Genomic DNA, 12,514 nt, shown 5'->3' with positions numbered 1-12,514 from the left:
GGCTCGATATGGAGACGATTTTACAATTTAAAAACTTAGATTATTATTATGAAAGTAACGGAAAAAAAGTAACGATACTAGATAATGTTAATTTTTCTTTTCAAAAAGGGCATTTCTACACGATTCTAGGGTCATCTGGATCTGGTAAAACTACAACTCTTAGCTTAGGCTGTGGGCTGGATATACCTAAAAATGGTTATGTACTGTATAATGGCAAAGATATTAGAAAAATTGGCTTGGATCGATACCGTAATCAAAATGTATCTGTAATTTTCCAATCTTATAATTTGATTACCTATATGACTGCTCTTCAGAATGTATTAACGGCAATGGAAATTACAGGTGTTCAAGTTCAAAATAAGAAGGCAAGAGCATTAGAATTATTGGAGAAGGTAGGACTTACAGAAGTAGAAGCGAAACGAAATGTTTTGCAACTTAGTGGTGGGCAACAACAACGTGTAGCAATTGCTCGAGCACTATCCTGCAATGTTGATTTGCTTATTGCTGATGAACCAACAGGAAACCTTGATGGAGAAACTGCAAAAGAGATTATTGAGTTGTTTCAAGAGCTCGCTCATCAAGAGAATAAATGTGTAATTGTTGTTACGCATTCACAAGAAGTTGCAAAAAAATCGGATCGAGCAGTTTATTTAAGTAAGAAGAAGTTGGTAGTAAACGAAAGTAATATCTAAATAATAAACAAACTCCCCTACTGATAGGGGAGTTTGTTTATTATTTAGATATTAGAATGCTAACAAAAAATTGTACACTCCTATAGACCTGTGCCCCCTGTATTTCGTTTTTTTGATTTCTCTACTAGGGGACACCATATCAAAAAAAGAAAATTGTACGTTTAGACACATTTTAGACACAAATTAACCGATCCTCTGTACGTTAAGGAATCGGTTTTTATTTTTTAAAGGTTAGTTTCATTTTGTATTCTTTCATATTGAATTAGTTTCTTCTATTATAAATATTTGTTTATGACTTTAATGTTAAAAGGCTTAATTAGGAGAGAGTAACCGTGTCGTGTCAGGAAGTGTAAGGTGTTTTTTAATAAATGCATCAAAAGAAGAAATACAGAGTTTTTTATTTCTGTATTTCTTCAAGTTTTCGTTGATTAATTGCTCGATAAAGAGAACCTTGTGATATTCCAGTTCCTTCTACAATTTCTTTTATGGAATATTCTTTACTATCATACATACGTAATGCAATTGAGAGCTTTTCTTTTTCTAATTTTGGCCTACCTAACTTTTTACCACGCTTCTTACTTGCTTCTAATCCTTCTTTTACTCGTTCTGCAATCAAATTCCTTTCTAATTCAGCGATAACACACATCATTTGCAACATAGCCTTACTTGTAGGCGTTCTTGTGTCCATATTCTCTTTCAATGATACAAATTGAATTCCAGTTTCTTCAAACTGTTGAATAATGCTTAAGATATCTAATGTTCTTCGTCCTAAACGTGAAATACTTTCAACTACAACAGTATCCCCTTTTCTTATCACATCAAACAATTTTACAAGGCCTTGTCTTTCTCGAATTGTTCCAGTAAATTTTTCTTTGATGATTTTTTCGCATCCGAATTCAGTAAGAGAATGAATTTGACGATCTAAATTTTGCTCAAAAGTAGATACACGTGCATAACCAATAATCTTTTGTTTCCTCCTGTACAATCATATATTTTCATTGTACCGAAGGTTCATTTATTGTAAAGGTATTTGGTAATAATTTTGGTAACTATTTTTTGTAATCTAAAAAACCTTATAAATATAGAAATATAAGTAGGATAAGAAATGTTACAAAAATATTGGTTTTTGGTAATAGTCCTTTCAATAGATTTTTTATACATTATCTATGAGAGTAACCATGATTATTAGTAAATTAACTATTGATAAAATCTGTTTTAGATTTTCATAAAAAGTTTAAAAGCTTAGTAATTTATTATTTTATAGTATGTACAAGCCGTACAGTGAATAAATTTTTTAGAGAGAAGGGAGGTGTATGCATGTCAAACGAAAGTGAAAATGCTCCAGCAGGATTAAATCTAGATGGGTTTATATCTGCTGGAGCACTCGATCCTAATCTTGTAGGTCCTACCTTGTCAACAATTCCATCATTCACATTACCGCCCGGGCCTACTGGAATTACGGGTCCTACTGGTGTTACAGGTCCTACTGGTGTTACGGGTCCTACTGGAATTACAGGTCCTACTGGAATTACAGGTCCTACTGGTGTTACGGGTCCTACTGGAATTACAGGTCCTACTGGAATTACAGGTCCTACTGGTGTTACGGGTCCTACTGGAATTACAGGTCCTACTGGAATTACAGGTCCTACTGGTGTTACGGGTCCTACTGGAATTACAGGTCCTACTGGAATTACAGGTCCTACTGGTGTTACGGGTCCTACTGGAATTACAGGTCCTACTGGAATTACAGGTCCTACTGGTGTTACGGGTCCTACTGGAATTACAGGTCCTACTGGAATTACAGGTCCTACTGGTGTTACGGGTCCTACTGGAGAGACTGAAGGTTGTCTTTGTGATTGCTGTGTTTTACCTATGCAGAATGTTTTACAACAACTTATTGGGGAAACTGTGCTTCTTGGCACTATTGCAGACGCGCCAAATGTCCCCCCTCTTTTCTTTTTATTTACTATTACTTCCGTAAATGATTTTTTAGTTACAGTTACGGATGGTACCACATCCTTTGTGGTCAATATTTCTGATGTAACAGGGGTAGGGTTTTTACCGCCAGGACCATCTATAACATTACTTCCACCTGTAGATTTAGGCTGCGAATGTGATTGCCGTGAACGACCAATTAGGGAATTACTAGATACGCTTATTGGTTCTACAGTGAATCTTTTAGCAAGTACTGGTTCTACTGCAGCAGATTTTAATGTGGAACAAACAGGTCTTGGTATAGTGCTAGGTACTTTACCTATAAGTCCAACTACAATCGTTAGGTTTGCTATTTCAACTTGCAAAATTACAGCTGTGAATATTCTCTAAAATTTAGGTTTCTTAGGAGAATATAAGTTTGAGGGAGTGCATGCAACAAGTTTACATTCCTTACGTCCTTTAAAGATTAAAGAGCCAATTTACCCTTAACGGGGAACGTCCGGCTCTTTTCTTATTCAAATTTGCTTAGCGTAGGGTTTTTCAAAATGCTGGCAGTCCCCCATGCCCATCAACCTAAAGGATCAAAATCCCCCATACCCATCAAGTTAACATAAATATTCACTAGGAAATTCGAAAAACACCATTTATTTTGGAATATGACATAGCGTGTTTTATAAGTCTTAAAAATATTAATTGTGTCTTTGAGTAACTCATGTTTCTAATACTTGAGACGATAGTATAGCAAAAAAATGCTCTTGTAGGAGGATTTTTAGTTTAATGCAGGTCCATACCGATGCACACCACTTTAAGGTTTTCTAAATCCCAATGTGATTACTTGATTGCAATTCCAAAGGGCTGAGAAAAACCTGATATAGAACCAGTGATTACTCCAGCATTTAAATCAACAATAGACACAGTACTATTTTGAAAATTTGTAACATAAGCAGTGGAATCATCTGAAGTAATTGCAATTGCAGATGGGAAAGAAAAACCTGATATAGAACCAATTAACTCCTTTGTATTTAAATCGATAATGAATACTTTACCAGCAGTTGAAGCTGCTACATAAGCAATTGAATCATTTGAAGTAATTGCAATGCCATTCATAATTGCTTCTGGAAGACCTGAAATGATGTCAGAAATGGTATTTGTATTTAGATTTAAAATAGTTATAAAAGTACCATCTTGTAATGAATACTGTGGTATATAAGCTTTAGAGTTATCTGAAGTAACTGCTATTGAGCTTGGAAATTCATATACATTAATATTAGCAGTAATGGTATTTGTATTTAAATCAACAATGGATATAGTATCAGCATTGGGCACATAAGCATTGGCGCCATCCGAACTTAGTACTATTCCTTCCGGTAAAACAAAACCAGAAATAGTATTAATAATGTCACTAGTAGTTAAGTCGAGAATAACTATTCTATCATTAAGTGAATCTGCAATGTAAGCTTTAGAATTATCTGAAGAAATTGCTATTTCGTTCGGATCATTAAATCCACTCACAGAATCTATAATGGTATTCTTATTTAAATCAAAGATTTTAACAGTATTGTCACCCCTATTTGAAATATAAAGAAGTGATTCAGTTGGTCCTAGTTCGCAAGTAATGCAAATCAAATATTGAGTAATAATCCCTTGTAATTGTTGCAATAAAATTTGTAATTTATATTTGTTTCTGCTGCCACCTAAAGGTTGATTTATAATTTTTATTAATACGAGCTCAAGTACTTGAAATGCTTTGATGGTTGCACAACAAGAAAAATGCTCTGATTGTAATTGATTTTTCAAAGAACTCAAAGCGGCTTGTAGATCTGCTTTTAAACTAAAACTGATAGGAGCAAGGATACTCCATGATAATATTGCATTCAGTGCATTTTTCAGCCTTCTAATAGTTTGTTGAGATGGTGCACAGAAACAATCTATTGGTAAAACGGATATAAGATTTTCTAACAAATCATCTAAATTATTTTGCTTATATGGAGATAATTTAATGCATTGTAAATTTTTCAGGCGAATTAAAAGGCTTTTTAGATATTCTTGTATTGAGCTTTTTACTTTCAAAAATATTCCTCCTCTAAAAGAATAAGTGATAATATGGAATCTACCAAACAAAGTTCATAAAACAATATATTCAAAATGTAAGTTTATAGTTCCTTATAATGACAAAATGGGGAATTTGTTTTGGTGGCGAAGCATGTATAGAATATTAAAGTTTTACATCTAGAGGTAGCACCACATCGTTATCCAGCTAAAAAAAGAAATACCCCACATCCATCAAGCTAAGCTTATACAACGTCAATTATAGTAGAGGTTATTTCTTTTTTTTATAGAGCAAGTGTAGGTGATTGAAAGATTTGCATACGAAATAAACCCTAACGGGTTTCATTTTCATCGCTATCAAGCTAACAAATGCAACAGATCCAGTGTATTTTAGCATACTTGTAACTATAGTAGTATTAATAAAATGTGGATTAGATTACAAATTGCGGATATGAATATTGCATGTCTTTTTTTCAATTAAATATCGACAGTGAAAATATTCGCAACCATCTGCTGTATTGTTTAGAAAAAATAAAAAAGAGATCCGATAGGTTCTTTTGTCATAATTGATTCCACAATGCATATATTTAGTATGATAAGTGTTTTTTGGAGGTGACGTATGTCAGAAGAAAAAGATTTACAAGGTGCGGCAATAGACCCAAGCTTACTCGGTCCGACACTTCCACCTATTCCACCATTTACTTTGCCTACAGGCCCAACGGGACCTACAGGAGTAGCCGGAATAACAGGCCCAACGGGACCTACAGGAGTAACCGGAATAACAGGCCTCACAGGACCAACGGGTCCTACAGGAGTAGCCGGAATAACAGGCCCAACGGGACCTACAGGAGTAACCGGAATAACAGGCCTCACAGGACCAACGGGTCCAACTGGATTAAACGTAATTGAATCTGCATTTAGAGCCTCTAAACAAGGACCACTAGAGGCACAAGCATATACTGCAGGGGATGATTTAGTTCTTACATTTAATAATGAACAATTTGATTTTGGAAATGAATTTGACGGTGTTTCAACATTCCAACCAAATCAAGACGGAGTATATTCATTAGCAGCAGGTGCAAGATTTAGCCCTAGTAGTACATTAGTTAGGTATGGGTTTTCATTCAATATTTTACTTAACAATGTTGAAGTTATAGTTGCAACTAATAATGTGGATTTTTTTGCCGACTTACTTGTGAATATTTCCACTATATATGGATTAAAAGCAGGAGACAGTGTGCAAGTTATATTTCGTGCTACTACAAATGGAAGTATTGTGGGCGATCAATTTAATCCAACATTCTTTGCGGCATCAAGATTTCCTTTTACAAGCCCGATTCCATAAACTTATTATTGTGTATGAAACAAGAGAGCCAAATTGCTCTCTTGTCATATTTGGGGTATCACCACATCGCTATCAAGCTAACAAATAAAAATCCCCCCAAAATAAAAAAAACGATATTCTTTCTATCTAAAGTGTAGAAGGATTATCGTTTTTTTACTTTTACAAATGTAAAAAACTTTTGACATTTAGGGTTGATTTATATAAAATGAAAATGTAAAAAGTTTTTGACAAAATTAGAGGTGATGTTCATAAAAATGGAGAACATAATTCGTATTTTACGTAAAGAGCAAAAGCTTTCCCAAGAAGATTTAGCTAAATTATGTCATGTTTCAAGACAAACGATTAATGCGATTGAGAATAACAAATATGATCCTACATTGGAACTTGCTTTTAATTTAGCTGAATCCCTTGGTGTAACAGTTGATCAATTATTTATTAAATCTAGATAAGGAGAAGAAACAAATGAAAAATGGAATTAATATCTTATTTACTTGTTTATACATTGTGATTATGGGTTTACTTGCTTTTGAATGGTATGAGAAGCAACAGCTCTCTATAACTTCGTTATTTGTAGCAACAATCATTTTGCAATCATTATTTATGAAGAGAATTTTAAAAGGTAAAAAAGAGAGTGAGAATTTTATTGATGAAATGTTTTTACATATCAGACAGAAAAGCTTATCAATTTGTTGTTTTGTAATGTATGTATTAACTTTAGGTACTTTATTTTTATCAGAAGGAACATGGAATTTTAACCATATGCATAATAAACCGTTAATCTTTCTGGTTTTCTTATATCCTATCGTTTACCAAATAAGTCATATATTCGTTTCAAGAAACAACTCTTAGTAGACTATTTAAAAGTGGAAAAAAACGCTATTCTTTCTATAGAATCATAGGAAAGGATGGCGTTTTTTATGTCTGTTTCTGTGTCTAACGAATTACAACTATTTGCTCAAGAGATTCAAAGTTTTTTATCTCCAAATACCTTACGGGATCTTGCTAGAGATGTTGGTTTTGTACAACGGACCAGTAAGTACCAAGCAAAAAATTTAGTCGCTTTATGTGTGTGGCTGAGCCAAAATGTAGCTATGACTTCTTTAACTCAGTTATCTAGCTGTTTAGAAGCATCAACAGGAGTAATCATCAGTCCTGAGGGACTGAATCAACGATTTAATAAGGCAGCCGTCCAACTTTTACAACATCTACTAGCCGAACTACTAAGCAAAAAATTGGCCGCATCTATGCCGATTTCTTCTCCATACACTTCTGTTTTTAAGCGTGTTCGTATTTTAGATTCAACTGCATTTCAACTCCCGGATGTATTTTCATCGGTTTATCCAGGTGCAGGAGGATGCAGCCATACAGCTGGGATAAAAATTCAACTTGATTATGATTTGTTAAGTGGACAGTTCCTACATATTCATACAGGTCCAGGTAAACAACATGATCGCACTTACGGCTCTCTGTGTGTCCCAACTGTGACAGCGAATGATTTATGTATCCGAGATTTAGGTTATTTTCATTTAAAAGACCTTCAATATATACAAGATAAAGAGGCCTACTATATCTCTCGTATCAAGTCGAATACACGTATTTATCAAAAAAATCCTAACCCTGATTATTTTCAAGACGGAAGAATTAAGAAAGGTACAGAGTATATACAGATAGATATGGAGACGTTAATGAACTCCCTTCAACCAGGACGAACATGTGAAATAGCTGATGCTTATGTAGGAATGATTGATAAAGTGCCAGCTCGTGTAATTGTTCATCGATTAACAAAACAACAGCAACAAAAACGATTACAAGATCAAGCTGTAAGAGAAAAAAAGAAAGGAATGAAGTATTCTCCTCGTAGTAAACGACTCAGTGGTATCAATGTATATATGACAAACACCCCTACAGACATTGTCCCGATGGGACAGGTACATGACTGGTATTCTTTGCGTTGGCAAATCGAAATTTTATTTAAAACGTGGAAGTCATTCTTTCAAATCCATCATTGTAAAAAGATAAAACCAGAACGATTGGAGTGCCATTTATATGGTCAATTAATTGCCATTCTACTCTGTTCTTCTATCATGTTTCAAATGCGCCAATTGCTCCTCATGAAGAAAAAACGAGAGCTTAGTGAGTATAAAGCCATATATATGATTAAAGACTATTTTCTTCTTCTATTCCAAACTATACAAAAAAACACCCAAGAGCTATCAAAGGTGTTACTTCGCCTGTTCAATCTCCTACAGCAAAACGGGCGGAAATTTCATCGATATGAGAAAAAAACGGTCTTTGATATATTAGGTGTCGTTTACAATTGTACCATGTCTAATAATCAAGCGGCTTAATTCAAAAAAATGAAACCCGTTAGGGTTTATTTCGTATGCAAATCTTTAAATTCCCTACATGTATCCTCTAGAATAAAAGAAATAACCTCTACTATAAGTGACGTTGTATGGGCTTAGCTTGATAGCGATGTGGTGCTGCCCCTATTAGGCAAATTCGACAAAGAAAAGACACCCAAAGGTGCCTTCCTCCGACTTGAACCATCTTAATTTTATTGTGTTGTTATTATATAAGAAAAGAAGACATCGCTTAAGATGTCTTCTTTTACTTGTACACTTGGTGTTAAGAAGGTATTTATTGCTTAAAAACCATAAAAAAATATAACAATCATCGAGTAAACCTATTATAGCATCAATAAATAGAATTTTTATATGTATTTTTACATATATATAGATTTATTTATGTTTTATCTATATAGTTAAATTGTCTGTTTCTTGTTTTAATTCGTTTGTTTATTTTGAGTGCTCCAGCAATGGAGCCTTTTTTTATGCAATAAAATATTTTCTTAGCATTACTTAGTTGATCTATATTAACTTTACCCTCTTAAATTATATCTATATTTTACCAAATAATTATATAGATAACCAGTTTTTTCTAATAATTTAGTGGGTTGATAATTTTAATGTTAGTTGTTAATACTTATAGGAAAATTCATCATGCAATGAAAATTGAGAAATCAAGAATTATAAAAAACTTATAGTATCTTTTGGAAGATTATATTTATAATTTGCATATTAATATGTTATAATTTAATTTCTAAAACTACCAAAAAAGGACTGCAAGTAATGGTGGTCTTTTTTATATTGGTGAGATTGTACTAGTATAATAAAATAGGATTAACTGTTTATTGTGAGTTTGATTGGTTATCCCTTCTTTCCATTTGGAAGGAAAGGGGGTAATATACCTATGGAGTTTTTGTTTGAGCTTCTAAAAGAATTTGTGAAAGCCATTGTACGTGAAGTATCTGCGTATGTTTTTAGGAAACAAATTTTAGAAAAAGATAACAAAAAACCCACCCTTTTGCTTCCTCGTCGCCGTCGGAAGCAAAAGGGTGGGTTTCGTAAAAAATAAATGATCACGTTATATCCCTAATTGATTGTAAATTGATTTGAATACGTGAATTCACCACGATATTTAATTGCAGCGACATAAGTACCGCTTGTATAGCTATCTGTGATAGGGGTTTGCCAAATTTCTGTTCCAGGAATAAATTCTGGTTCTATTGTTTGGAATCGTTCTAGGGTACCATTTGTGTGGATTTTAAAAATTTTCATTTGCGCACCAAAATGTTCTCTACCAAAGTGCTGTGTTAAGTAAAATGTATCACCAGTTATTAAATTCCCAATCTTCCAATCTGGTTGATATGTACTTTCCTCTGAATTTTGTAAATCCACAATGGTTTTAAATCCCCAATCATCATTAAGTGGATCTGAGTAAGCTGCAGCTGCTTGTGAGGTAGGTTTACTCATTTCTATTGCAGTAAAACCGCTAAAAGTTAACGCCCCAATTAATGCTAATTTTCCTAACTTCATTATTGTTTCCCCCTATTAATTTTTATAATTTTCAAAACCGGAAATCATACACACATAATAATATAATCAACTGTATAATATTTCAAATAATTTCTAAAAAAAGTTATAAATACAAAAGAAAGACACCCTAAGGTGCCTTTTACGCTGTAACAAATTTAAATACATAGTACATAAAAAATAACAAAGATAGACTTGCTAATCTGCCAGCAGTTGATTCTTTCATAAATTTCATAAGTATCACTTTGACAATCAATGCTAAAAATAACGGTATAAACAGTACCATAGCAAGTTTGATAGCTAAGTCGTTTATAGTTGGATTAAACGCTTCAAAGTTAATAATGATATTCACTTATCCCTCTTTTTATCTATTTATATTTATAATTAGATTTATATTGTTTTGACTAATATAGAGACGTTAATTTGAGAACCATTTATTTTTGGATTATAAGAGTACTCTCACATTTACGACAAGCGATCTTCTCTTCTTCAAAAATGAATAGATTCTCAGCATCACATTCTGGGCATACAACTGCAAATGGTGTTTTTATATTTTTATAGCATAGGAAAGAAAAGAATGCCATGATTAGAGCAGGTATAATAAGCATCATAATTAAGAATAGGCCCGCAAAAACGCCTGCAACTATGGAAAGTGGTTTCATTAGTTTTCTACCCACGGAGTTTACTTGATTATCCTTCTTACGAAAAGCAGTAACAATGTAAGTTTTGGTTTCTCTTAACAGCTCAAATGCATTTACCGTATTGTAATCTTGTTCATTCATAGTGGGATAGGAAGTGTTTGGTCCTTGATACCCTCGTTGTATATAATAGTTGTTTGACTCAGCTATTCGTGGTTTATACGAGATTCCAGTTCCAGGTATATAAGTTGTCGTTCTTGATTCAGGTGGAATGGAGTTCCCTCCCGTACCTGTGTATGTAAAGTTAATTTTCATACCCGGAGAAAACTGGATAATTCTACGAAATTTATAACCCATAATATTGTATCCTCTCTATCTAATTAATAGAATTCTTTGCTAATTACAACAAATTTACAGTTTCAAAATTAATATATTTAGTTATAATATATTAATTTAATATAAATATTTAAATTTAATAATTCAAGGCGTTTTATGAGTCCTTTTCTATAAAGAAAAGCCACCCACAGGTGCCTTCCTCCGACTTAAACCCTCTTAATTTTAATAATATGTATTGGACGCCAATCCAAATAGTATTTTACTACGTTAAGTTGTTTTGTTACTTGCTACACATATTTACTTTTTCTTGATACTTAATAATATGCTCTTTTGTTGCTGGATTCTGTTCGCCATTTTTTAATTGTTCAAGAACATTTTCCGCTTCATCACAACTCATTTTTTCTCGTTCTTTATCCTCAAATGATTGAGCTCTCCTTTTTGCATACTCTAAACTTTCTTGTTTCTCACGTGCTTCTTTCTCTGTCTTCTTTTGATTTACTTCTCTTTGTTTTTGCACTTGCGCTTCTTGCTGTTTATGGACTTGTTCCCGCTTTTGACGTTGTTGTTCTTGCTTCGCTTTTTCTTCAGCCTGTCGTTGTGCTTCAGCTTCTTGACGTTGCTGCTCTTCTTGCTTTGCTTTTTCTTCAGCCTGTCGTTGGGCCTCAGCTTCTTGACGTTGCTGCTCTTCTTGCTTTGCTTTTTCTTCTTCAGCCTGTCGTTGGGCCTCAGCTTCTTGACGTTGCTGCTCTTCTTGTTTTTCTTTTTCTTCGGCTTTCTGATCCTTATCAGCTTCTTTTTGTGATTTTTCTTCAACTTTAGAGTCATTAGAAGTACTTACTACTTTGTTAGTTGAGCATGCTGCTAATCCCATAATTAAAACGCAACTTGTGAGTGCGGTTAATAGTTTATTGTTCATAATATGTATCCCCCAGTATCTAAAATATAAGATTGCCTGAACTATCATAACAAACTATTAATCTGTATATTGTCATATTATGTCGAACACCAATAGAAAAGACACCAAAAGGTGCCTTTCTCCGACTTGAACCACTTTATTTTTAATAATATGTATTGGACTCCCATCCGAATATTGTTTTAACGTATTTATCCATATTTTGTTTGCGAAAAAATGAAAAGCATAATATCTTATTACTGCTTGTTCATAGCTTTTATCTGTTCTTCATAAACATATTTAGTAGTCATGAAGTCATTAGGGAAGTCATTGATCACTTTCTTCATAACATTTAGTTCTTCCTGAGATTTGAGTTCAATACCATTTATATAATCAAACGCCTTAGATTGTTCATCTGCTACGTAATTCTGTGTCATGTAATCATCTGGGAAGTCTTTCTTTGCTTTTTCTTTGACGGCATTCATAGCAGCTGTTTTATGGTAGCGATACATACAGCATTCATGCTTTGAGTTTTGTTTTGTACTTCTCCCAAATACATATTTAAACTCATGAATTGCCCTTCCTTCTTTATACAGTATTTTATAAGGAATTTATACCATGTTAAATTCCCAACTGTGCCAAATATTTGAATTTACTAAACACAATGAATTAATGAATTTCTTCTTTTAAAATAAAATTGTTAAACAAATGTTGAGAAATATCAAAATTTAATTTCCATTATATTCTATTCT

13 protein-coding genes and 1 pseudogene are annotated in these 12,514 nt (G+C 33.3%); 7 read left to right on the top strand and 7 right to left on the bottom strand.

Translation table 11 applies throughout. The features are described from left to right. Positions 1 to 8 precede the first annotated feature (8 nt). A complete protein-coding gene (locus MHI26_RS04775) occupies positions 9 to 692 on the top strand; it encodes an ABC transporter ATP-binding protein (RefSeq protein ID WP_061667889.1) in 684 nt (227 codons plus the stop codon). Between the two features lie 397 nt (positions 693 to 1,089). Here MHI26_RS04775 and MHI26_RS04770 read toward each other — a convergent pair whose 3' ends face one another. Beyond that, entirely contained in the window at positions 1,090 to 1,677 is a 588-nt protein-coding gene (locus MHI26_RS04770; RefSeq protein WP_225988099.1) for a recombinase family protein, read from the bottom strand. Between the two features lie 332 nt (positions 1,678 to 2,009). Here MHI26_RS04770 and MHI26_RS04765 point away from each other — a divergent pair, with 332 nt between their 5' ends. Continuing rightward, positions 2,010 to 3,017: an exosporium leader peptide-containing protein gene (locus tag MHI26_RS04765; RefSeq protein WP_340993792.1), complete on the top strand. Its 1,008-nt coding sequence runs from the start codon at positions 2,010 to 2,012 to the stop codon at positions 3,015 to 3,017. A gap of 441 nt (positions 3,018 to 3,458) precedes the next feature. Here the strand turns inward: MHI26_RS04765 and MHI26_RS04760 are convergent, their stop codons facing one another. Further along, complete coding sequence (locus MHI26_RS04760; RefSeq protein ID WP_061665898.1) at positions 3,459 to 4,697, bottom strand: YncE family protein; 1,239 nt, start codon at positions 4,695 to 4,697, stop codon at positions 3,459 to 3,461. Positions 4,698 to 5,295: 598 nt separating this feature from the next. Here MHI26_RS04760 and MHI26_RS04755 point away from each other — a divergent pair. From MHI26_RS04755 to MHI26_RS04735, 5 genes are all read left to right on the top strand, one after another. Next, the gene (locus tag MHI26_RS04755) at positions 5,296 to 6,021 is read left to right on the top strand and encodes an exosporium leader peptide-containing protein (RefSeq protein WP_097889104.1); all 726 of its coding nucleotides are present in this window, start codon (positions 5,296 to 5,298) and stop codon (positions 6,019 to 6,021) included. 254 nt (positions 6,022 to 6,275) lie between these two features. After that, positions 6,276 to 6,470 (top strand): helix-turn-helix transcriptional regulator, encoded by a 195-nt coding sequence (locus tag MHI26_RS04750; protein WP_016128585.1) that lies wholly within the window; start codon positions 6,276 to 6,278, stop codon positions 6,468 to 6,470. A 13-nt stretch (positions 6,471 to 6,483) separates the two neighbouring features. Then, positions 6,484 to 6,870 (top strand): hypothetical protein, encoded by a 387-nt coding sequence (locus MHI26_RS04745; protein ID WP_002165485.1) that lies wholly within the window; start codon positions 6,484 to 6,486, stop codon positions 6,868 to 6,870. A gap of 68 nt (positions 6,871 to 6,938) precedes the next feature. Continuing rightward, positions 6,939 to 8,369 carry an IS4 family transposase gene (locus tag MHI26_RS04740; protein WP_061665827.1) on the top strand — a complete coding sequence of 477 codons (1,431 nt, stop codon included), beginning with the start codon at positions 6,939 to 6,941 and terminating at the stop codon, positions 8,367 to 8,369. 904 nt (positions 8,370 to 9,273) lie between these two features. Next, positions 9,274 to 9,438: a hypothetical protein gene (locus MHI26_RS04735; RefSeq protein WP_000394761.1), complete on the top strand. Its 165-nt coding sequence runs from the start codon at positions 9,274 to 9,276 to the stop codon at positions 9,436 to 9,438. A 17-nt stretch (positions 9,439 to 9,455) separates the two neighbouring features. Here the strand turns inward: MHI26_RS04735 and MHI26_RS04730 are convergent, their stop codons facing one another. From MHI26_RS04730 to MHI26_RS04710, 5 genes and pseudogenes are all read right to left on the bottom strand, one after another. Further along, the gene (locus tag MHI26_RS04730) at positions 9,456 to 9,899 is read right to left on the bottom strand and encodes a DUF5065 family protein (RefSeq protein WP_000765890.1); all 444 of its coding nucleotides are present in this window, start codon (positions 9,897 to 9,899) and stop codon (positions 9,456 to 9,458) included. Between the two features lie 139 nt (positions 9,900 to 10,038). Further along, on the bottom strand, positions 10,039 to 10,248 hold the full coding sequence (locus MHI26_RS04725) for a hypothetical protein (RefSeq protein ID WP_001021327.1): 210 nt from the start codon (positions 10,246 to 10,248) through the stop codon (positions 10,039 to 10,041). A gap of 82 nt (positions 10,249 to 10,330) precedes the next feature. Then, a complete protein-coding gene (locus tag MHI26_RS04720; RefSeq protein ID WP_061667304.1) occupies positions 10,331 to 10,891 on the bottom strand; it encodes a DUF4236 domain-containing protein in 561 nt (186 codons plus the stop codon). A gap of 259 nt (positions 10,892 to 11,150) precedes the next feature. After that, entirely contained in the window at positions 11,151 to 11,786 is a 636-nt protein-coding gene (locus MHI26_RS04715; RefSeq protein ID WP_001060557.1) for a hypothetical protein, read from the bottom strand. Positions 11,787 to 12,019: 233 nt separating this feature from the next. Beyond that, positions 12,020 to 12,259 (bottom strand): annotated as a pseudogene (locus MHI26_RS04710) (hypothetical protein); the annotation flags it as partial. Positions 12,260 to 12,514: the final 255 nt, after the last annotated feature.

It is taken from the genome of Bacillus sp. FSL K6-1218, from assembly GCF_038006445.1.
Lineage (GTDB): Bacteria > Bacillota > Bacilli > Bacillales > Bacillaceae_G > Bacillus_A > Bacillus_A thuringiensis_S.
This window is presented reverse-complemented; position numbering and strand designations above follow the sequence as displayed.